This is a genomic window from Clostridium sp. ZS2-4, assembly GCF_026719745.1.
Lineage (GTDB): Bacteria > Bacillota > Clostridia > Clostridiales > Clostridiaceae > Clostridium_H.
Genome location: NZ_JAPPRQ010000055.1, coordinates 18197 through 42697 on the forward strand (window position 1 = coordinate 18197; position 24501 = coordinate 42697).

Here is a 24501-nt window from a genome sequence, read left to right on the forward strand (position 1 = left end):
TTTTAAATTTTGACTCTTTTACATTTAAAGTTTATAATAAAAAATATTTAAGTACCATTTTTTACATTCTAGGAGGGTTTTAATGTATAATATTACTGCTAGGGTATTAGATTTTAATAAACTGTTAATCAGTACAAATAATTTACAAAATTTTAACATAAGTAAACTTATAGTTAAAAATGGAGATACAACTTTACATATAAATAATTATACTACAACTACCGAAAATTCTATTCTGCTATTTATTGATGAAAAAATTACTATAAAAGATTATTGTTATATTATTTATGATGGTATAAAAGCAAAAGCTCTATACAAAGATATATTTCTAACCTCTGAATTTAATAAAAAATTCTATTATGATGATACACTGGGACTAATTTACGCCCCTAAAGTTTCTACATTCAAACTATGGTCCCCTGCTGCCTCTTCTGTTTATTTACTACTTTACCAAAATGGTGATCCAGCAGTTGCTGAAACTCCTTTAAAATATAAAATGAAAGAAAAAAATGGTGTATGGAATATATCCATATATAAAGATTTAAAAAATTATTATTACACCTATGAAGTAACAGCATATAATTGTACCCAAGAAGCAGTTGACCCATATGCTGTGGCAGTAGGAATAAATGGATTAAGAGCTGCAATTATTGATTTAAAAGATACTAATCCTCCTAACTTTGGCAAAGACACATCGCTAGAACTAAAACATAATACCGATGCTATATTATATGAAATCAATATTAGAGATATATCTATGCATGATAGCAGTGGAGTTATTCAAAAGGGTAAGTTTTTAGCTCTTACTGAAGATAACACTTTATCAAAGAAGAACCTCCCCACTTGTTTATCTCACATAAAAGATCTTGGAATAACTCATGTACAGCTTATGCCTTGTTTTGATTTTAGCTATATGAGTATAGATGAAAAGAACCTTAAAAATTATAATTGGGGTTATGACCCTGAAAATTATAATGTACCAGAAGGCTCTTTTTCCCTTAATCCTTATGATCCCAAATGTAGAATCTTGGAAATAAAAAAAATGATACAGCATTTACATTTTCAAAATATTTCTGTAAATATGGATGTTGTATATAACCATATGTTCCATAGAACACAAAACAATTTTGAAAAAATATTCCCTGGATATTACTTTAGACTTGATGATAATGGCAACTATTCCAATGGGAGTTTCTGTAGTAATGACACTGCATCTGAGCATAAAATGATGAGAAAATTCATTATAGATTCTCTTCTTTATTGGGCTAAAGAATATCATATTGATGGTTTCAGATTTGACCTTATGGGAATTCATGATATAAATACTATGCAGTGCATATATAATACTTTTAAAAATTTCACTAGAAATATAATGCTCTATGGCGAGGGTTGGAATCTAAATACTAGCCTTGATGAAAGTTTAAGAGCAACTTTAAAAAATGCAAAAGAAATACCAAATCTAGCTTTTTTTAATGATATAATTAGAGATACCATAAAAGGCAGTGTTTTTTCAAAATTTGATAAAGGATTCGTTAGTGGTGAAAAAAATTTAGAGAATAAAATGAGAGAGTGCGTAACTGGATGTACTATTTCAATTGAAGGTTCTAACACAATATTTATATCTCCAGAACAATCTGTAAATTATGTATCCTGCCATGACAATAATACTTTATGGGATAAATTTCAGCTTAGTAATAGCAATGACACAATAGAAGATAAAAAAAATATGGTTAAGCTTTCAAGTGCTATAGTTCTAACTTCCCAAGGAATTCCTTTTTTACATTCTGGAGTTGAATTCTGCCGCACAAAAAACGGAATTGAAAATAGTTTTAATTCTCCAGACATCATAAACAGTTTAGATTACGATAGAAAGGCTGAATTTTTAGATGTATATAAATATCATAAAGGTCTAATCAAACTAAGGAAAGAACACCCAGCCTTTAGAATGTATTCAGTTAAAGATATAAAACATCATCTAGAATTTATAGAAAATATCCCTAGTAACACATTGGCATTCATACTTAAGGATAATGCCAATGGAGATTTATGGGAAAGCATCTTGGTTGTATACAATGCCAATAGATATCCTGTAACTTTACAAGTTCCAGAAAAAACTTGGCATAAAGTAGTTGATAAATATCACGCTGATACTATTTCTATGGAAACCATAACTTCTGATAAAATTGAAGTGGATAGCTTATGTATGAGTGTGTTCTACGCTTTATAAGAATGTTGCGAAGCAACATTCTTATATTACCCAGTCGCCAATCACCAATCCCCAGCGTAAAGAAAAAAAATAAAAACAATTAAGAACAATTAGATAAAAATAAATTAAAATAGACTTAAAGATAGATTATATCTACTTTAAGTCTATTTTGCTTTATTTTAATTTTAGTTTTGCATTAGCAAAACGTCATTGTCTGGGGACTGGAGATTGGCGACTGGTGAATAGAATAAAATTGTTTCACAATTTTATTCTATTATTTCTTCGTTCCTCTCTTAATAACTCCATTTATTGCAACATAATAGTCATTAGAAACTGTCTCTTTTTTAACAAATTTACCATTTTCATAGATATCTCTATAAACTTTAACTTTATATCCTGTATGAGGGTTTTTTACGACCTCTTCTTTTCCAGCTGGTAAAGTTGGGTCATCAATATACTTGGTTGTAGGTTCTATTGTACTGTAAACTTCACTAGTTATTTTATATGTTCTTTGTTTTAGTTTTTGATTGGAATATAAATTAAAGTACACATTTCTATTATTAGTTCCTGCCTCAACATATATTGGGTAATCAAATGTATTTTTAAATTTTAAATCTATATTTCCCCAATCTACCGTTGCATCTAATCCTTTATCCACATAATGTGATGGAAAAGTGTGATGCGCTCTTTCTGTAGTTTTTATATTTGATTGTAAAATCGCATTATATAATGTAGATGACACTTGACATATTCCTCCACCAAGTCCTGACTCAAGTTTTTGATTAACAATTACAGGTGCTTCTTGGTATCCTCTCGCCTTAGTTCTTTCTCCTACTATTCCATTAAAGCTAAATGTATCGCCTGGCATTACTAACGTTTCATTTATACTCCTAGTTGCTACATCGATATTTGTAGCTCTAGCTTGTGAAGATGTAGCGTAATTAGTTGAAAAAGAACCTATTTTTGTATTTACTGCTTCTAAAGCCGCAGTAGAAATCTTAGGCTCTAAAACCTTAGTAGGAGCTTCCAAATTTATGTCACCACTAGCTTTATTATTCAGTTTAGCTAAAATATCTTTTTTTAGCTTGGCCTCATCTAATTCAACCCCTTTAGTTCCAGGAATTATATTAAATTTCCCATTTTCTAATTTTATACTAGCATCTTTTGTATTTTTGTTTATATCTTTTTTTATAGATTGTATAGTATCATTTACTGGTTTTTCATCATAGGAAAATTTAAGTTCATATTGTTTACTTTTAGGTTTAGCTATAAGCTTATATTTTGAAATAATGTTTAAATCTTTCCCATATGTATAAGCTTCATTAACAACTTGAGTAATATTATATTTTGCATTTAATCCTGAATAACTTATAGTATAAGTCCTGTTTTGAGTTTTAATGTTTATCTTGCTATTAAGTACTGGATTTCCATACTTATCACTTAAAATCTTAATTGCCTCTTCCTTTGTTTTTCCTGTTAAATCAATATTCTCAACCACAACATTAGGAAAAATTAAATTATTCCATTTTTGAGTAGTGAAATATCCATAACTTCCGATAACAGAAATCCCCAGTAAAACAGCGGCAAAAAAGAATTTTGTCATTCTTTTTACATTTTTCTTTTTATCATTTCTTTTTGTTCTACCCATGTCATTTCTCCCTTCTTTCTAGTTTATTATACTATAAAATATCAAATAATTATATATATATAATATTTGTTTTACATTGGTTATCCTTAAGGTATATGTTAAAATTTCTATAAAGGAGTGATACTATGCAAAGTAAACAAGATAAACTTAAATATTACTAAAAAACATATTATCTATACCAAGTCCTTCTTGGTATATTGATAAATTAACAAGTTATATAAAAACATAACTTGCTACTCTAAATATACCATATCGAACTACCAATAAAGATGTCATAATAGTTACATTTAAAGGAGAAAATGAAGAAAATCAGTGAACTTTTTCTGCTCACATTGATACTTTGGGAGGAATGGTTCGTGAAATAAAATATAACGGTGCTTTACCCATAGTATTCGTTGGTGGATTCATGGGAAATTCTGATGAAAAAGTATTTACAAAATCCAGACAGCTTCTCATTCGTATGAAAGAACTCACATGGACTCCTTAGTCGCAACGCTGGAGCTAATTTTAAAATACTGTCAAATTGAATAAACAAAAGTTTAGGGAGTGTAGTCTCAACGTAGTGACTACACTCCCTAAACTTTTGTTTTTAAACTTCCTTATTTAAGTTATCCGCAACTTCTTCTGTTTTCTTTCTAACCCCAGGAATAGTATATATAAACGTATATAATACAGATGAAAGTCCTATTCCTGCAATTACATCAAGTAAAGAATGCTGCTTTATAAATAGAGTCGACAAGCATATAAGTGTCATAGCAACAGCTGATGAAATTTTTATTCTTTTATTATTTGCAAATAAGGAACTGTTCCACACAACAGCATTTACACCTATAGAATTTATAACATGGATACTTGGGCATACATTAGTAGGCGGATCTATAGAATAAATAAATCCAACCATCTTTGTTAAAATATCATTTTCCTTCAAAACAGGTCTTAAGTTTTGACCTGAAGGCAGTGTTACAAATATTATATAACTTATACCCATTCCTAAGAAAAGAAATTTTGCCAGATTCATAAAGTCATCTCTAGATTTTAATCCAAAATATACAAAACTTATTCCCATATAAATAAACCAAAACATATATGCTAAAATAAATATCTTTAAAAATGGTATGTAATTATCCAAACTGCAGTACATTATATACTTTGGTTTTAAAAACCTTTGACAAAAGCTAAAACAAATTAATAAAGGTATTAATATAAGCAAATATAAAAAATGTTTATGCTCATTAATAAATTTTATTATAGTATCCATTTTATTGTCACCTTCTTAAATATTTTACTACTATACAATTATACTCACTATTTGAATAAATAATCTTATATTTATATAAAATAATAGAAATTCCAGTTTACTCTTTGCTGGCATTTTTTATCACTCTTAAAATATTAATATATAATCTTTTATTATCTTCTTCTGTTCTTTTTTTGGGATTAAAGGTTTTTCCTCCACTTCTTCTAATTTTTGATGACATATGTCTTTCAAAAAGTAACTTATCTATATTATCATCACTGTAAATATACCCCTTAGGATTTATAGCATAAGCTTTCTTCCCCAGTACCATAGCCGCTACACCATAATCTTGAGTAACTACAATATCTCCTGACTTAGCCTCATTTGCAATCTTCATATCCACACTTTGAAATCCACTATCTACTATCTTTACTATGCTATAATCACTATGTATCACATGATTTATGTCACTATACATTATCACTTCTATGTCGTTTTCTTTTGCTGCCTTTTCAATATACTCTTTTCCTGGACAAGCATCTGCATCTACTATTATTCTCATAACCACTCCTCCTCATTATGCTGTTATTATTGTAACATAATTATACATCTTAATATATTTTAACTTTGTATCAGCAAAACATCTAATCCTAACACTCCTACCTCTACTATAATCTCCACTATAACTTTAAAATTTAATTAAGGACTGTAGATAGATATTGATATATATTTTAAATCTATCTACAGTCCCTAATTAATTTGTTTTAACTCTAACTTATTTTATTGAAGCTTTGCTTCTAACTCAGCCTTCATATCTTCAAATCCTGGTTTTCCAAGAAGTGCAAACATATTCTTTTTGTAAGCTTCAACTCCTGGTTGATTAAATGGATTTACTCCTAAAATGTATCCACTTAATCCACAAGCTTTTTCAAAGAAATAAACTAAATATCCAAAATAATATGGAGTTAATTCTGGAATATTTATTATTATGTTAGGAACTTGACCATCGTTGTGAGCAAGTACAGTTCCTCTAAATGCTTGTTGATTAACAAAATCCATATCTTTTCCTGCTAAGAAATTTAATCCGTCAAGATTATCTTCATTTGCTTCTATAATAACTGATTTTCTTGGTTTTTCTACATTTAATTGAGTTTCAAAAAGATTTCTTATACCTTCTTGAATGTATTGTCCCATTGAGTGTAAGTCAGTTGAGAAATCAGCAGCTGCTGGGAAAATTCCTTTTCCATCTTTTCCTTCACTTTCTCCAAATAATTGTTTCCACCATTCACCCATATAATGTAAGCATGGTTCAAAATTAACCATCATTTCTATAGTTTTACCTTTTGCATATAATGCATTTCTAGCTGCTGCATATCTATATGCTGTATTTTCTTTAAGATCTGCATTGCTGTATTCTTCACGTGCATCTGCAGCACCCTTCATCATTTCTTCAATATTAACTCCAGCCGCTGCTATTGGAAGTAATCCAACTGGAGTTAATACTGAAAATCTTCCACCTACATCATCTGGAATTACAAAAGTTTCATATCCTTCTGTATTAGCCAAAGTTCTTAATGCTCCCTTAGCTTTATCAGTAGTTGCAAAAATTCTTTCTCTTGCACCTTCTTTTCCATATTTCTTTTCTAGTAAATCCTTAAATATTCTGAAAGCTATAGCAGGTTCTGTAGTAGTTCCTGATTTAGATATTACATTTACTGAAAAATCCATATCTTTAACAGTTTCTATTAAATCTGACATATATGTTGAACTTATATTATTTCCTACATAGAATATTTGTGGTGCTTTTCTTTTATCCTTAGAAACAACATTATAGAATGTATGAGTTAACATTTCTATTGCTGCTCTTGCTCCTAAATATGACCCACCTATTCCTATAACAATAAGAGCTTCTGAATTGCTTTTTATTTTTTCTGCTGCTTTTTGTATTCTTGCAAATTCTTCTTTATCATAACTTACTGGTAAGTCTACCCATCCTAAAAAGTCACTACCTGCACCTGTTCTTTCATGAAGCATAGTATGTGCTGCTGTTACCATTGGTTGAAGCTGCTCAACTTCATGCTCATTTAAATATGGCATAGCTTTTGATAAATCTAATTTTAAACCTCTGGACATATATTGACCCTCCCATAAAATATATTTTACTTCTTTAGAAATTCTAATGCATTTATGAAAACAATTCAAGTTATACTAATTACTATGATTTGTGAAAACTTTTTCAAAATCCTATAAATCAAGTTCTTCTTTTTTATACTTTCTAAACACTATTCTTTCCCCATAAACTCTTCCTATTCCATTCCTGCTAAACTATTCTTTATGCAATGTAATAACTACAATTTCTGGTCTATTAAAAATTCTAAAAGGAGCTAAACTATTTCCAAGACCTCTATTCACTATCATAGTAGAATTTCCATTCTGATATGCGCCACTAGTATATTTAGGAAAAAAACCTTGATTTGGTGCTATTATTCCACCTATAAAAGGTAATCTAACTTGTCCTCCATGTGCATGTCCACATAAAATCAAGTTTATATTGTTTTTTCTGTAAATAGGGAATTTTTCCGGTCTGTGAGATAATAAAATTTTATATTCATTATTATATTTTTTTCCTATTGCTTGTTGTATTTCCTTACCTATCACTACTTGTTCATCATTATATGAACTACTTGCAGCCGGATCATCTATACCTATAATATGAATTTGACTTTTTCCTTTTCTTATAGCTTTCTGTTTATTTCGTAATATATTAACCCCAATATCTTTAAGTTTTTTCTCTAATGAATCAAATTTGCCAGACCACATTTCATGATTCCCTGTAACATAATATACTGAAGCTATATTTATAATTTCATTCATTAGAATTAAACTCGGTCTTTCATCATATCTTCTTCTATCTATTATATCCCCTGTAAATACTATTAAATCTGGTTTGATTTTTCTTATTTCTTCGACTAACCTTTTTTGATTCTTTCCAAATAATTTATTATGTAAATCTGATAAATGAAGAATTTTATAACCGCTGAATTCTTGTGGAATTTCTTTAGCTTTAATTTGTAAACTGGTAACTTCAATAAAATTATTCTGATAATAAAAAAACATACCTAAACAAATGGATATTATAATAGAAATTTTTATTTTTCTGTTCTTATTCATGCTTTTGTTCCTTTGTATATACATTTTTAACTTAATATAAATATAATAACACATAATTGAATTAATTTACAATTTTTACTATATGTATTTTCTTATACTTTTTTAATGAATTTATTCACATTATTCATAATTACCATGTGCTTTTTACTAAATTATACTTTATGATTAAATATACTTATGTACATCTCCCTTTACTTTTTATTAATTAATTGTAACTTTTTGCAAATGATTATATCTAATACATTAAAACTATAGTATAATAATTTTTACATATTTAAGAAGGTGTGGATTGATTTGATAGAAGTTTGTAATTTAATAGAAAATAACAGAATCAAAATATGTAATAATGTAATTAAATATGCAAAATTAACTAACCTAATAGACTTATTCAAAGGAGGTACGGATATTTGGGAAAATCCTGTTGATGATATTTCTAAGTATATAATATTAATATTAAAATCCAGATATCTACAGGAAACAAATTCTCAAAATATAGATTATATTTTTTTATTAATTTGCCAATCAGGAATAGGAAATATTTTAAAGTATCATAATAGGAAAATAGATTCTGGAGGATTTCTTGCTGCAGTAAAATGTTATAGAAGGGCCTATATTGATTTAATTTTCCAGTGTGACTTATGTAATGAAGATAAAGTTAAAGATATTTATCGTCTGGAAAGAATTTTTGATAAACTAGAAATATCAGCCTGTAGTGAATGGAATAAAACCTCCAATAGTGAAATTAAATTTAACACCCTAGCAGAAATAACTTCAGCAATAATATTGATACATGATTTTAAAAAATTTAACTACGTTAACTATAATATGGAAAAGTTAACAGGTTACACTAATGATGAGATTTTACAAATGAACTTTGAAGACTTGATTCATCCCTCTTTTAGAAAAACCGCCAAAAAATATTTATCTAGCCAGTATTTATTTAATTCTGCTCCACCTACTCATGAGTTAAAAATTATAACTAAAGATGGAACTGAGCGTTGGTTAGAATTTAGTCACGGATATATATTTTTTGCTAATAAACCATTAATGCTAGGTATTGCTTTTGATATCACTGCCAGAAAAAAAACTTTGGAAGAAAATATTAAATTACAGCAAACCATAGAATACGATAAAATGCGAAACGAATTTTTAGCCAACCTTTCTCATGAATTCAGAACTCCTCTTAATGTAATATTGAGTTCAATTCAGCTTTTAGAATTTTTAGAAGACAAAAATAAAGATTCTATAATTAAATACACAAATATAATGAAGCAAAACTGCTACAGATTAACTAGACTAGTTAATAATTTATTGGATATAACAAGAATAGATGCAGGACATACTTCTCTTTATTTAAAAAAGGCGAATATAATAGATTTTATTGAAAATGTAACTCTTTCTGTAATTGAATATACACAAAAAAATGATATAAATTTAATTTTTGATACAACTGTAGAAGAAAAAATAATGACTTTTGATTCTAGAAAGCTTGAAAGAATTTTATTAAATCTCCTTTCCAATTCAGTAAAATTCACTAATCCAGGAGGTTCAATTTATATTACAGCTTATGATAAAAAAAAATCTGTACTAATATCGGTAAAAGATACTGGAATGGGGATTCCTAAAGAAAATCGAAAAAATATATTTGAAAAATTCATTCAAGTTGATAAATCACTTTCCAGGAATCGTGAAGGCTCGGGAATAGGTCTCTTTCTGGTTAAATCCTTAGTAGAAATTCATAAAGGTAAAATTTTTTTGACCAGTGAATGTGATAAAGGTAGTGAATTTTTAATTGAAATTCCTGATTTATCACATTTGGAAGAAAGTGAATCAGTTATTATAGACAACTCCATTGAAGAGGATTTTCTGCACAAAGCTCATATTGAATTTTCCGACATATACTACTGACTTACTCTTGTCAATTGTGAATTATAACAAAATTCAAGTATTAAAGTTTGTTATTTACTATAATTCTATTGTTAACCATATTTTTGATATAATATTTTTGTAATAGCAATCTTATAGGGGGAATTATTATGAACAATATTAAAGCTTGTATATTTGACTTGGATGGAGTTATAGTAGATACTGCTAAATATCACTACCTTGCATGGAAAAGGCTTGCTAATGAACTTGGATTTGATTTTTCTGAAGAAGATAATGAAAGATTAAAAGGCGTAAGCAGAATGGACTCCTTAGAAATATTATTAGAAATAGGAAACAAAAATTTTGATGAAGAAACTAAAAAACAATTAGCTGAGAAAAAAAATTCATGGTATGTAGAATATATATCTAAAATGACTGAGGATGAAATACTTCCAGGTGTTAGAGAATTCTTAACTCTTCTTAGAGAGGCTGGAATTAAAATTTCTCTCGGTTCTGTTAGTAAAAATTCCATGAAAATATTAAATTCTATAAATTTAGTAAGTTATTTTGATGCTATTATTGATGGAACTAAAATAACTAAAGCTAAACCAGATCCTGAGGTTTTCTTAAAAGGAGCTCAAGAATTAAATGTTGAGCCTAAAGACTGTGTTGTATTTGAGGATGCAGCTGCTGGTATTGACGGAGCAATAAATGCAGGAATGTATTCGATAGGAGTTGGCTCACCTGAAATATTACATAAGGCTAATAAGGTTATTGGTTCTTTTGTGGATAAGGATTTACTTTTATTGAAATTATAATATTTAAATATTTTACACACAAAAACTAGTGGATAAAAATTCTACTAGTTTTTTTATATACTTCATTTAGGAAATAACTTATTTATTTGCTTGTTTTTGACAAATACGTATTGTAAGAATATAATCTAAAATGTATAAATGGCAAATGATATATTAATTTAGGGGGATAAAAAATGTCTTTAAAAGAAATAAGTGCATCTGTACAAGAAGTAGCGGAAGCTATAAGTGCAGTGTTACATGTGGATGTTACCATTGTTGATAACCATTTAATAAGAATAGCTGCTACTGGTGAATATAAAAATTGTATTGGCGAAAAAATACCCGAAAAATGTTTATTTGAATTTGTACTAGCTGAGAAGAAACCAAACTATACCGATAGATTTGTTTCTAATCATATTTGTGAAAATTGTTCTGTGAAATCTACTTGTAACGAATTTGCTACTATAGGATATCCCATAATGAAAGGTAGTGAAGTAATAGGAGTAATAGGAATAAATTCCTTTAGAACAGAACAAGAAAAAATAATTAGAGAAAATTATGATTCTTTAATGGTTTTTCTTGAAAAATTAAGCGTTATTTTACTTGGAAATATAATTTATGATCAAACGATAAAACAGCTTAAAATTCAAACAGAAGAAACTAATCAAATAATAGAGGGCTTAAGTTATGGAATTTTATGTGTTGATAATGACGGACTAATAAAATATATAAATAAAAAAGCTGAAAATATTTTTGATACTATTAAAGAAAATATAATTAATCACTCCATAAGAGAATTAATACCTAATATAAACTTAAAATTAACTAAAGTTAAGTATAATACTGATAAGATTACTGTAAACGATAAGAAATTTAGTCTAACACTTAAAAGTAATCCTGTTATTTTTCAAGGCAAAAAAGTTAGTAATATAATTGAAATCAAAAAAACTAGTGATGAAGTTCGTGATGCATATAATCTTATTGAAGGAGAAAAAATAGTAAAATTTGAGGATATAATAGGTGAAAGTAACAGCATAAAAATTGTAAAAAACATTTCAGAAAATATAGCTAAAGGTACTTCTACTATTCTTTTGAGAGGAGAAAGTGGAACAGGAAAAGAACTCTTTGCAAGGGCCATACATTATAAAAGTGATAGGTGTAGAGCTCCTTTCATTGCAATAAATTGTGCATCAATTCCAGATAATCTTCTTGAAAGTGAATTATTTGGTTATGAAGGCGGAGCATTTTCTGGAGCTAGACGTGAAGGACAAATGGGAAAATTCGAGCTGGCAAATAACGGAACCATATTTTTGGATGAAATTGGAGATATGCCTCTCCATCTTCAGCCTAAAATTTTAAGAGTTCTTCAGGAACAGCGATTTATTAAAATTGGAGGAAAAAAAGAAATTTCTATAAATATTAGAATTATAGCTGCAACCAACAAAAATCTTGAGGACATGGTTAAAAGTGGTCTTTTCAGAAAAGATTTATATTATAGATTAAATGTTATACCTATTTTTTTGCCAAGCTTAAAAGAAAGAGGAAAAGACGTTCTACTATTAAGTCAATATTTACTAAAAAAATTTTGTAATAGGCTTTGCAAAGAACCTAAGCTATTTTCTAAGGAAATTGAGAATATCTTTGTAAATTATAATTGGCCAGGAAATATAAGAGAACTTGAAAACGTTATAGAATACTTAGTTAATATAACAGAAGAAAAAATAATAACTCCCTCCAATTTGCCTATTACAATGCAGCAAAAATTTTATGAATTTGACTCACAAAATAAAATGACCCTTAAAAGCAGAGTAGAAATGTATGAAAAAAAAATATTAATGTCTATGATTGAAAAATATGGGGACGATGCTAAAGGTAAAAGTAAAATCATAGAAGAATTAGGAATAGAACTTTCTACATTATACAGAAAATTAAACAAATTTAACTTGTAAAATAATAAATTTTATTATTTTTTTATTCCATGAAAATTTCACAGGAATAATTTGAAAAAATGCAAAAACAATTTGAAAAACTGCAAAAACAAATAAAAGTAGTATTTGACTATATTTACAGTTGGTTAAACATCATGAATATTTGTAGTATTTGATTATTTTCAAAAATAATCATAAATAAAAAACATTAAATGCTGATTATTACTGTTTTTGTCGTATTGGTATGAATTATGCTAATACATATATTAAATATATTTATTTTAAACGTTTACTAGTAAACTACAATGTTTGTTTTTGAATTTCAACTAAAAAATAAAATGAAGGAAGTGGAAAAATGAAAAAGAAAAGAGATATGGGTTTAATTACAAAAATGATTATTGGTATAACTATTGGTGTAATATTAGGGCTTACTGTTAAAGAAAAAGCTATGATGGTTATATTAACAATTAAAAATATATTAGGATCTATAATTTTCTTTACTGTTCCGTTAGTTATATTTGGATTTATAACACCAGCAATAACAAGTCTTAAAAATAATGCAAGCAAAATGTTAGGCAGTATGGCACTTATGTGCTATTTATCAGCAGTAGGAGCAGCAACTATGTCCGCTATTGCAGGTTATATAATAATACCTCATTTTAATATTTCTAGCGAAGCAGCAGCACTTCAAAAACTACCAGAAATTATTTTCAAATTAGAAATTGCTCCAATTATGCCTGTTATGACTGCATTGGTTTTATCTATATTTACAGGAGTATCAGTAATATGGACAAAAGCAGAAGTAGTAGACAAGTTTTTAAATGAACTACAAAAAATGATTCTTGCTATAATTACTAACATAGTAGTACCTATTTTACCTTTTTTTATAGCAGCTACATTTAGTGAACTAGCCTATACTGGAAGTTTAACTAAACAGTTGCCTATATTCTTAAAAGTTATAGTCATAGTACTTATAGGACATTTCATATGGCTTACAATCTTATATACAATTGCAGGTATAGTTTCAAAACAAAATCCTTGGGAAGTAGCAAAACATTATTTACCAGCATATTTGACAGCAGTAGGAACCATGTCAAGTGCAGCAACCTTACCTGTTGCATTAAAATGTGCTCATAAATCAAAAGTATTAACACCAGAAGTAGTTGATTTTGCTATTCCTCTTGGAGCAACTACTCACCTTTGTGGCTCTGTTCTTACTGAAACTTTCTTCTGTTTTACAATATCCAAAATACTCTATGGTACTTTACCTTCAGTAGGAACCGTAATATTATTTATACTTTTATTTGGTATATTTGCTATAGGAGCACCTGGAGTTCCAGGTGGAACTGTTATGGCGTCATTAGCAATCGTTACAGGCGTTCTTGGATTTGATGCATCAGGAGTAGGACTATTAATTGCAATATTTGCACTTCAAGATAGTTTTGGAACTGCATGTAATGTTACAGGGGATGGGGCATTAGCATTACTCCTTAGAGGGTTATTCTATGATAAAAATGGAAAACCTAAAGCAAATAAAAATAAAATAGACCAAGTTAGTGCTTAACTAAAAATAAATCTTTAATATGAATCAGATTTCTTGTCTTAGATTAAAAACTAATGTTTTTCAACAAGATAAGAAATCTTTTTCAAATACACATTGATTTTAAGATATAACTGTAAGGAGGAAGAACATTATGAAAAATAAGACTTGGCAAAAATATATTGAATTAATCAATAAAGAGGTAATACCAGCAATAGGATGTACAGAACCTATTGCTGTTGCCTATGCAGCTGCTAAGGCAACAGCAACATTAAACACCACCCCACAAATAATAGAGGTTTTTGTTAGTGGTAACATGCTAAAAAATGGAATGGGCGTAGGGGTACCTGGAACAGGAATGGTAGGTTTAGATATTGCAGCAGCAGTTGGAGCACTTGGTGGTACTGCTGAAGCTGTATTAGAGGTTTTAAAAAGTATAACTCCAAAACACGTTGATGAAGGTAAAAAAATGATAAAGGAAGAAAGGGTAATTATTAAGGTTAAAGAAAATGTTCCTGATCTGTATATCGAAATTATTTGTAGGAACGGTAAGGACAATGCAAGAGTAGTTATTGAAGATACTCACATAAATATTGTTTTGATTGAATTTAATGGGAAAGTCTTATTTGAAAAGAAAAGTGATAAAACTAAACACAATATAGACGAAGTTGCCCTAGAAGAAGATAATGCATATTTAACAGTTGATAGTATTTATGATTTTGCAGTAAATGTATCTTTAGAAGATATAAAATTTATACGTGAAAAAGATAAATTTAATGAAGAAATATCTAAAGAAGGTCTAATCAATGATTATGGTCTTAAAGTTGGAAAAACAATTGATAAATACATAAATAAAGGATTGTTAACAGAAGATATTATAATTTCAGCAATAAAAAGAACAAGTAGTGGTGCTGATGCAAGAATGGCAGGATGTATGATGTCTGCTATGAGTAATTCCGGAAGTGGAAATCAAGGTATAACAGTATCAATGCCTGTAATAGCAGTTGGCGAAAAACTAGGTGCTAGTGAAGAAAAAATTACAAGGGCTCTAGCATTAAGTAATTTAATGTCAATTCATATTCATAGTTATTTAAGTAGACTAGCAGCATTATGTGGAGTAGTTGTAGCAGGTACAGCGGCTTCATGTGGAATAACATATCTTTTAGGTGGAGATGTTAACCATATTAAAAGAGCTATAAATAATATGCTGGGTAATATTACAGGACTTGTTTGTGATGGTGCAAAGACTAGCTGTGCCCTTAAAGTTTCAACAGCTGTAAATGCAGCAGTTCTTTCAGCTATACTAGCTATTGAAAATATTGGTGTATCAGAAAAAGAAGGCATAATTGATAAAAACGTAGAAAATACAATTCAAAATGTAGGAAATATAGGCTCCTATGGAATGAAACAAACAGATAAACTAATGCTTGATATAATGATTACAAAGCAAAACTTATTAAATACGTATAAAAGCGTTATATAATAAAATTAGTATAATATTAAATAAGAATTTACTTTTATTATAATGTACAAATGTTTTAAACATCCAAAACTAGTAGATAAAATTTCTACTAGTTTTTTCGTTAAATAATTTTATTATCTGCTAAAATATAAAACTCCAGCTATACCTCCAGATGTATCTATTAAAACATCTCTAAATCTTCCCTCTCTGCCTGGGATAAAAATTTGATGAAATTCATCAGAACAAGCATATAAAAAAGTACATGCTAAAGCCATAGTTAAAGCTCTTTTCTTACTAAAGCTCTCCTTTAAAACATTATATAGCAGTACATAAAGAATAAAAAACTCTGTAAAATGTCCCATCTTTCTTACTATAAAGTTTGCTAATGTACCAAATATACTATTTAAATCTAAACCTATGAAATCAAATATTTTGAGTATAAATCCACTTTTCTCATCTGAAACTACAGCAGGATCATTTGAGAAATTAAAAATAATTGCCATCCATATTATAAGCAATAGCCCCTTAAAATAATATAATTTTTTTGTTTGCTTCATATATCATGTCTCCTTAATCAATATGTATTATATACCATAAATTATATCATAATTTTTCTCGATAACTAAAAAACAGGTATCCATGTTTTTCAATGAGTACTTTAGTTTAAAAATAAAACTACTCAAAACAGGATACCCTTATTCTAAAAAATTCTATACACTAAAAAATGTCTTTTAAAAATATATCTTAGTTTTCGTAACTAGTCCATGCAATATTGTCAATAACCACTTGTTTACTTCCTACACTTCTTATTTCTAACTTGAATGAACCTGATATATTTATATTGTCTACTGTGAATTTTTGTATTTCGTCACTAGTACTGTCTAGAACAAGCTCACCTTTCTTAACATCATTTATCCAAAGTTCAATTTTACGATCATTCTCTGATGTAAACCCTTTTTTGGTGTCTACTGAAAAGCTTCCTATTCCATTTGGAATATTTTCAGCTGTTATTATATGCCTATCTCCTTTTTTACTATCTCCAAACAACAATCCACTACCATCAATAACATCAGCCACTTTATCTCCTCTTGCTCCTGAATACATCCATTGAATTCCATTAACCCCTGTAAAAGTACCATTCACATAGTTGCTGCCATTTTCTGTTACCCCATCTAGTGTTTCTGTTATTTTTGTTTCTGTTGGTTTTTCTGGTGGTACCTCTTCATCTCCTACTATTGCAGCACTGATATTTTTCTCAATATTTTCTTTACCTTCGCCATCCAAAGCATCTACATATGTTATTGTAATCATTTCTCCATCTGCTGCTCCCAACTTTTTATTTTCACTATCGCTGGCAGCTGCAACTTCTAACATACCTGTAAATATTCCTGTATCTTCTCCATTTTCTTGAATTTCTAAATCAAAGCCCTGTTTATCTGTTCCTGTAGAAGTTACATGTATTACTGCTTTGTCAGCTTCTTCTTTATTTATATTCAAATCGCTGTCTTCTAGAGTAATTGTTACTGTATCACCTATTTTGTATCTTTGATTATCAAGTTTAACTTCTGCTGTTGTACCTGTCTTTTTAGTATCATCATTGCCATTTATTTTAGTAATTTGTCCTTCTGTTACAGTATAAGTACCCTCTAAGTTAGATTTTTCTTTTCCATCTGCACCATATATTTTTAATGAAATTCCTTCTTCACATTTAACTGCTATTCTTGCATTTCCCTCTGCATCTATTTGTGCTGTACCAAGTATCTCATTTCCTTTTAAAGCTGCCACTATATCTCCAGCATTGCCTGTAACTTTTCCTTCTATATATCCATATCCACTTGATATTCCTATAACATCTCTTGTATCACTCTTATTCTTGCCAGCCTTTAATCTTATTTTAAGATCACTTTCTATACCACTAGCTTTGGCAGTTACAGCCATTGGAAATGTTCCTTCAAGGTCAGTATATCCTGTATTAGACCAACTGTCTCCTATTTTAACTTGTCCACATTGTTTGCTTTGGGTGTACATTCCAAATTTTGCATCTTCTCCTTCACCACTAACTATTACAGCAAAAGGTTCGTTTTCATATACATATTTAGGATATAGTTCAAATTCAAAGTTTCCTGTCTCATGACCTCCTGGATTATCTAGATTTCCACTATTACCTTTTGCAGAATGTGGTGCACCATAAGATCCCTCTTCCCATGTATCAGTATTCCATGGATCAAATTCTCCACTTGGCTGTGACCAAGGTTGTCCATTCTCTGGATCTGATTTTTCTTCCTTAGCCATAGGTTCTTCAGTTAAAAATCCTTTTTTACGCCCATCTTCTCCAAATCCCTTATAATCTTCTGATTCTGCCAACCAGTTTACTATATTCACACTTAATTTTGCAGCATTTCCTGGAGAATTCCAGCCTGCATGAGTTTCAGCATATTTACCATTATCTTCTCTTCTATATTTAGTTGACTTATCTTCTATTGGTGATGAATCTCCTATAAATGCAGCTTTTCCTTTATTAGGCTTAGATATGGCAACAAAAGCACCTTCTTTTTCACCACCAAAATATATACCTTCATCTACTGAGTGTCCCCATTTAGTAGGCTTATCTCCTTTTCCAAAATAAACTAATCCTTTTGCAATATTATCATCAGTAATTGCAATTGTATCTCCTGCTGCCATAAGAATTGGATCTACTCCGTTTAAAATTCCTTCTGTATCAATATCCTTTTTAAGCCCTGATACACCTTTTTTCCAATCCATACAGTTAAATCTAAATCTCAAGCCAAAGTTTTTACTCAACCATCCTTCATTTGCATCTTTAGGATTTCTTAAGTCTCCATATTCACCACCAATATTAAATTTATCTAAATCCGACCTATTATATCCATTATAAACTTCGGTTGAATCCCAAGTGTTTACGTTTCTATCAGAATTATAGTGATCTCCTATAAAATAAATTCCCTTACCTGACTCTACATACTTTAACAACGCTGCTTGCTCCGCTTTTGTAAATGGTCTATTTGCTTCTGCTGTAACAAATACGTCTGCATCTTTTATAGCGTCATAAGTTATAATAGCTTCATTTTTTTCTACATTTTCTAATTTTCTATCATCAAAAAATCTTATTGCTCCATCTTTATTTTTATCTACACCTCTATATTCTCTTACTGTATATCCTTCTTCAACTAATGCATCTGCAAAATCTGAAAATCCTCCATCCAATACCCAATCTGCATTACCTGCTGTGGACATATGCGAATTATCAAATAATACTACCTTACCATTATCTTTATCTGCCGCTGGTTTTTTTTCAGGTATTGTGTTGTTCCACATATATGGAGCTGTTGGATCTGGTTTAGTATCTGGTTTAGTATCTGGTTTAGTATCTAAATCAGGTTTTTCTCCACTTTCAGCTGACATTTCTATTTGAATAATTACAGGGTCATGGTCACTAGCTCTTCCATATCCTTCTGTAAATTCCGAATTTATATTTACAGCATCAACTATAGTTTTATTAGATAAATTATTGCTTACAAGCACATTATCCAATACTTGAGAGTTTCCTTGATGAACATAGGTAAATCTCTCCTCTTTAGGTAATTCATCTATCATGTTAGTTAATACATTTTCTTTTCCTTCACCCTTTAACACCTTCAATGTATCTGAAAATTCGAAGTCATTCATGTCTCCTAATACTACTATATTGGCATTTTTATCTGCCTGTAATATTTTATCTACAAATTTATTAACTGCTGAAGCTTCCTTTTGTCTTTTAACCTCACTTGCATTTTCTGGTGGTTGATTATCTCCGAATAATGGCTGATCTCCTCTTTTTGAGCAAAAATGATTTGCTATAACAAATACTTTATTGCCCTTAAACTCAAATTCTGCTGCTAAAGATTTTCTGCTTTCTTTAAAAGCTTCATTTGTTGGATCTATTCTTCCTGGATTTACTGATAAATCTGTTCCATCAATTTTCACTGCTGTAGTTGAATTTCCTTTAGGTTTGTTTACAAGTGATACTCTATCAGTTCTGTAAATAAATCCAACACGTATATTTCCTCCTGGCGCTCCTCCATCTTGATTATTCACTGGTGCTATATCTGTAAATGCATATTGTGGTCCACCATTTGCTTTTATAGCATCTATTAAAGTTTGATAAGTTTTACTTGAATCTACTGTGCCAGTATCTTTTTCTCCATCATCATCCTGTATTTCTACCAAACCAATTATATCCGGCTGCTTTAATTCATTTACTATGGAGCTTGCTATTTTATCTACTTTACCACTCTCTGTAACAGCAGAGAAGTTTTCAATATTATATGATGCCACAGTTAATTTATTATCACTTTCTTTTATTGCCGTTGTTTCTCTCTTGTTTCCACCATCTTCAATCTTAGGAAGCGTTTCTGTATTAAGCACTTTGTAATTACCAAATCCATAGCTCATAACTCCTGTTATGGATGATTCAAACTTATCTCCTACTTTAATCTGTTCAAATCTCTTATCTATAAATTTCTTATTTCTACCAGTGATTGGAATTACAACATCATCTATTATAATTCTCTCAGGATTAAAATTATCTTTAGTAGCAGTTATTCCATTTGATACACTCTTTTTATCCTCTGAAGCCACACCATTATCAGCAAGAACATATGTCTCTCCATATCTTTCATCTGCACCTACAATTAGAGGATCATTTATTTTAACTCTCATTCCCTCCAAGCTTTCATAAAAATCTATGGCATCTTCTTCTGGATCAAATTTACCAAATTTATCATTGTCGATATTTGATGTAGATGGTTTTCTACCGTCTTCCCCTATAATTATTGGTTCAGGTAAAGGATTGTTACTTGATTCTACATTTACTTTAGCAGCTGCAAGTTCTGTAACAGTAAGCATATTGGTATAACTTGCAGGTGCATTTACTACTTCTGCAACTGTACCATCTACTGATACCAAATCTCCAACCTTAACATTTACATTAATTTTCTTTGCTTTTGTATCAACATATATACCTTCTGAAGTTTTATTATCACTATCTGGATTTATATCTTGAATATAAAATCCTTTATCATAGCTATCGTTTACTAATGCCGTAACTACACCTTTAATGCCGCTGACACTTTTGCCTTTAAGAGGTGATGTATGAGCTAAACCTTGGATATCTCTAATTCTAGTTGCTTCACCTGCTTCTTTTGCAGTATATTTAAATGTTGAAACATCACTGGACTTCATTTCATTTTTTACTGCAATTGCTTTTATTGTAGTATCTTCATTTATTGTTATTGGTTCTGTATATTTTTTTGTCTTTCCCGTCTGTGAAGTTTCTGGTTCACTTCCATCAGTAGTATAGTAAATCTCTGCACCCTCTGTAGCTGTTGAAAGTGTAACTTTATCACCTTTTTGTACAATTCCTCCATTTAGTGAAGCAGTAACTATTCTTACCTTGCTATTGTCTTCTACTATATCCTGCATGTTTCTTACCATTATCTTATATTCATCATGATCATAACTTACAACACCTGTTATACTGCCATAAGTTTTTCCAACCTCCAGCCAGTTTCCATCAACAGCATGAACAAATGTAGAACCTTTAGAATCCTTTACTTTGAAATTTTTATACTTATCTACTTCTTCTAATGTAACATTTTTAATCTCAACCAATTCCCCTTCAAAGGCTTCTCCTGCATCACCACTTTTGCTTATATCTGTTGCTGTTACAAGTTGAGGTTTGGGAACACCTACAGATGCTTGTACTATTTTTATATTATCCTTACTTTCTGGTTCTATTTGTGCCATACCATAATATTGTTTTATTTTTCCTTGTACTAAAACCTTATCTCCTAAATTTAAATCCAATCCCTTTAATCTTAATATCATACCAGCAGTTTCATCTTGAATGTAAAGATTATCCCCAAGGTCTGCGGTTACAATTCCTTGTACTTTAACCTCTGTATTATCTGCCATTACTCTAGCATCTTTTATGGTACTAAAATCTTTCTTACTTTCAGTTGTTCTTCCATTATCAACATATAACTTTAGATTATATGTATCTTTATTTTTAAATGTCAATCTTAATTTCATTTTGCCATCTGTACCTGCTGAAGCTAAATTATATTTATTATTTTCCAACGATACAGATTGCCAAGTTCCACCCTTTACACATTTTTCTACTGTCACCCCATCATTTTTGTCTAATTGAACAATTATATCTGCATGATGGAATCCTAATTTATTCACTACGTTTTGATTTACTTCAATTTCTACTGCTTGTCCTGCTTCTGCTTCAACTTTAGTATTATCTTTAAATTCTTTTCCATTTATTGTACCTGCTAATTCAATTGGCTTTAATTTGTTTTTATTTATAGTAACCTTTTCACCAACAGTTATATCCTTAGGTAACTCAGCATTTTCTCCAATATTTATATCTACATAACCACCATCAGCAGATTCCAAAGTTACCTTTTTGTTAGTAATCGTTTTCAAATCGTATATATCTTTAGGTATTTTTACTATACCATTTACTGCTACCTTTTCAATAGCTTGATTAATTGTTTCTACTCCATCTTTACCTACTGTAACTTCATTCGAACCACTTGATTCACCTACATTAAATGTCATTTCTAATGTATTAGATATTTGTTCTGCAAAAGCTCCTATGGAGTTACCCATTACTGAAGCAGTAACAGATACTGCAGCAATTATAGATACTATCTTCTTTTTATTCATAATACTCCCCCTGTTTTAAAATTTAATTTATAATAAATTTAATTATAAGCGAACTTATTTCCTACATGTGACCGCTCTCATTTCTTTCATAACAAAGCTTATACCCTTTATACCACTATCTTATCTCTCTGCATAAATCTTTATATTATATTTACCCGCAGCATTAAAAGTCACATTTACCATATAAACTTCATTACCTTTTATCTGATGCTTATTTCCTATTTCATACTTTCCTTTAATATTATCAAGTATTATATTTTTGTATTTTACTACTATGTCCTTTTCTTCAACAGCTATACCATTTTTTGTGCATTCCATAATATAAACTACATCATTTACATGCGTAGTATTCTCTGCTAGTTTTGAATCAATTATTAAGTCTATTGAATCTCCAATTTGCTTATCCCCTGAAGAATTGTTCCATGTTAGTATTATATTTTTATCATCTTTTGAGTCATCCTTTGAATCATCTTTTGAGTCATCTTTTGAGTCATCCTTTGAGTCATCTTTTGAGTCATCCTTTGAATCATCCTTTGAATCATCTTTTGAGTCATCTTTTGAGTCATCTTTTGAGTCATCTTTTGAATCATCTTTTGAGTCATCCTTTGAGTCATCTTTTGAGTCATCCTTTGAATCATCTTTTGAATCATCCTTTGTATTATTTTTATGTTTAGAAGTATGTGATGTACTTGTAGATATCTTTTTAACCTGATCCTTTCCTTCACCTAGTAACTTAATATCTCCTTCAAGTCTTATATCGGTTCCCTTCGAAATAATAACTAAACCATTCCTTACTTTATCCAAAACAGTAATATTTGCTTCTGTACCTTCTGTTAACCTTACCTTTGAATTATTCTCAATTTTAATATCATTGAAAATTCCATCTAAAATAACTTCTTCTTTACCATCTGCTTTTATTTCAACTTTTTCTACTTTTGAATCTTTAACTGTTTTAAGTTTCAAACCACTTTCAATAGATATATTCTCACTAAAGTTTCCTCTAAGTTCTATTTCTTTATCTTTATTCTTATCTATTTTTGCAATAATATCTCCAAACGACCCTTGTTTTTTATACAAAATAACTGGAGATTGTATCAATGTTTTTCGTATATTTGTTTTCCCTCTTAATTCTATTCCTGCTTTTTTGTCAGTATTTATTACAAGATTATTAACTGTTGTATCAATAAAATGTAGACCGCTTTCTCCACAAGATAAAACTATTATATTATTAGTCTGTGTACCTTTAACAAAAGTTGTTCCACTTGCTCCAACATCTATAATAATATCTCCTTTAAGCGCTCCATTAGTTATTAAAATATTATCTCCTGTTATTCTTATATCTTCTTTAATTTCTCTATTCCCAAAATCTTTTATTAACCCACTCTTGGTAAAATTAATTTCATTTACAACTTGTCCATTTTTCATTTTCCTACTATACACATAGTCTGGGGTTTTTATGGTCTCAGTATTTTTCACAAATTTATCTAAGTAGAAATTTTCACCTATATCTTTACTTTTTTCAAATGCTTCAACTACATCTGTATATTTCACATATTTTTTTGAATCATCATAGAAAGAATACATTATATTATTTTGTAATTTACTCTGGTAATCTAAAAATAATAAGTTATTTCCCTCTCCTGCTTCATTATTTAAAAATGAATTAATTAATTCGTTTTTGTCGTACTGATAGAGTCTATTATTCACAGTATCTTTTATAACATACCCCTTAACCAGAGCAAACGCATTACTTTTTTGCATCATTAATATAACAAAGGTCGATACAATCAATGTCATTAGTTTTCTTTTCTTCATCTTATCATCCCCTTCTTATTGTTATTTTATTTTTAACTGTTACTACATATTATACTTACTATTTATCTAATTGTAAATATTTTACAATTATTTTCT

The 24501-nt window shown here is 29.4% G+C and carries 15 protein-coding genes; 7 read left to right on the forward strand and 8 right to left on the reverse strand.

Annotated elements, in window-relative coordinates; genetic code table 11:
• Window positions 1-82 precede the first annotated feature (82 nt).
• Window positions 83-2227 carry a type I pullulanase gene (gene pulA, locus OIO11_RS11400; RefSeq protein WP_268071601.1) on the forward strand — a complete coding sequence of 715 codons (2145 nt, stop codon included), beginning with the start codon at window positions 83-85 and terminating at the stop codon, window positions 2225-2227.
• A gap of 253 nt (window positions 2228-2480) precedes the next feature.
• Here pulA and OIO11_RS11405 read toward each other — a convergent pair whose 3' ends face one another.
• Window positions 2481-3854: a VanW family protein gene (locus OIO11_RS11405; protein WP_268071602.1), complete on the reverse strand. Its 1374-nt coding sequence runs from the start codon at window positions 3852-3854 to the stop codon at window positions 2481-2483.
• A gap of 331 nt (window positions 3855-4185) precedes the next feature.
• On the opposite strand from OIO11_RS11405, the gene OIO11_RS11410 reads away from it, so the two are divergent.
• On the forward strand, window positions 4186-4341 hold the full coding sequence (locus tag OIO11_RS11410) for a hypothetical protein (protein ID WP_268071627.1): 156 nt from the start codon (window positions 4186-4188) through the stop codon (window positions 4339-4341).
• Between the two features lie 102 nt (window positions 4342-4443).
• On the opposite strand, the gene OIO11_RS11415 is transcribed toward OIO11_RS11410, so the two are convergent.
• The 4 genes from OIO11_RS11415 to OIO11_RS11430 all read right to left on the reverse strand — a co-directional run bounded on the left by OIO11_RS11415 (window position 4444) and on the right by OIO11_RS11430 (window position 8262).
• The gene (locus tag OIO11_RS11415) at window positions 4444-5112 is read right to left on the reverse strand and encodes a phosphatase PAP2 family protein (protein ID WP_268071603.1); all 669 of its coding nucleotides are present in this window, start codon (window positions 5110-5112) and stop codon (window positions 4444-4446) included.
• A 97-nt stretch (window positions 5113-5209) separates the two neighbouring features.
• Window positions 5210-5653 (reverse strand): YaiI/YqxD family protein, encoded by a 444-nt coding sequence (locus tag OIO11_RS11420; RefSeq protein WP_268071604.1) that lies wholly within the window; start codon window positions 5651-5653, stop codon window positions 5210-5212.
• A gap of 218 nt (window positions 5654-5871) precedes the next feature.
• The gene (locus OIO11_RS11425; RefSeq protein WP_268071605.1) at window positions 5872-7224 is read right to left on the reverse strand and encodes a glucose-6-phosphate isomerase; all 1353 of its coding nucleotides are present in this window, start codon (window positions 7222-7224) and stop codon (window positions 5872-5874) included.
• 192 nt (window positions 7225-7416) lie between these two features.
• Window positions 7417-8262, reverse strand: a complete 846-nt coding sequence (locus tag OIO11_RS11430; protein ID WP_268071606.1) for a metallophosphoesterase — start codon at window positions 8260-8262, stop codon at window positions 7417-7419.
• A 294-nt stretch (window positions 8263-8556) separates the two neighbouring features.
• Here OIO11_RS11430 and OIO11_RS11435 point away from each other — a divergent pair, with 294 nt between their 5' ends.
• From OIO11_RS11435 to OIO11_RS11455, 5 genes are all read left to right on the forward strand, one after another.
• Window positions 8557-10170, forward strand: a complete 1614-nt coding sequence (locus tag OIO11_RS11435) for a PAS domain-containing sensor histidine kinase (protein WP_268071607.1) — start codon at window positions 8557-8559, stop codon at window positions 10168-10170.
• Between the two features lie 128 nt (window positions 10171-10298).
• Window positions 10299-10946 (forward strand): beta-phosphoglucomutase, encoded by a 648-nt coding sequence (gene pgmB, locus OIO11_RS11440; RefSeq protein ID WP_268071608.1) that lies wholly within the window; start codon window positions 10299-10301, stop codon window positions 10944-10946.
• A 173-nt stretch (window positions 10947-11119) separates the two neighbouring features.
• Entirely contained in the window at window positions 11120-12874 is a 1755-nt protein-coding gene (locus tag OIO11_RS11445) for a sigma-54 interaction domain-containing protein (protein ID WP_268071609.1), read from the forward strand.
• Between the two features lie 334 nt (window positions 12875-13208).
• Window positions 13209-14417 carry a dicarboxylate/amino acid:cation symporter gene (locus OIO11_RS11450; protein ID WP_268071610.1) on the forward strand — a complete coding sequence of 403 codons (1209 nt, stop codon included), beginning with the start codon at window positions 13209-13211 and terminating at the stop codon, window positions 14415-14417.
• Between the two features lie 130 nt (window positions 14418-14547).
• Window positions 14548-15876 carry an L-cysteine desulfidase family protein gene (locus OIO11_RS11455; protein ID WP_268071611.1) on the forward strand — a complete coding sequence of 443 codons (1329 nt, stop codon included), beginning with the start codon at window positions 14548-14550 and terminating at the stop codon, window positions 15874-15876.
• A 113-nt stretch (window positions 15877-15989) separates the two neighbouring features.
• Here OIO11_RS11455 and OIO11_RS11460 read toward each other — a convergent pair whose 3' ends face one another.
• From OIO11_RS11460 to OIO11_RS11470, 3 genes are all read right to left on the reverse strand, one after another.
• Entirely contained in the window at window positions 15990-16412 is a 423-nt protein-coding gene (locus OIO11_RS11460) for a VanZ family protein (RefSeq protein ID WP_268071612.1), read from the reverse strand.
• Window positions 16413-16599: 187 nt separating this feature from the next.
• Entirely contained in the window at window positions 16600-22590 is a 5991-nt protein-coding gene (locus OIO11_RS11465; RefSeq protein WP_268071613.1) for a chitobiase/beta-hexosaminidase C-terminal domain-containing protein, read from the reverse strand.
• A gap of 120 nt (window positions 22591-22710) precedes the next feature.
• The gene (locus OIO11_RS11470; protein WP_268071614.1) at window positions 22711-24405 is read right to left on the reverse strand and encodes a hypothetical protein; all 1695 of its coding nucleotides are present in this window, start codon (window positions 24403-24405) and stop codon (window positions 22711-22713) included.
• Window positions 24406-24501: the final 96 nt, after the last annotated feature.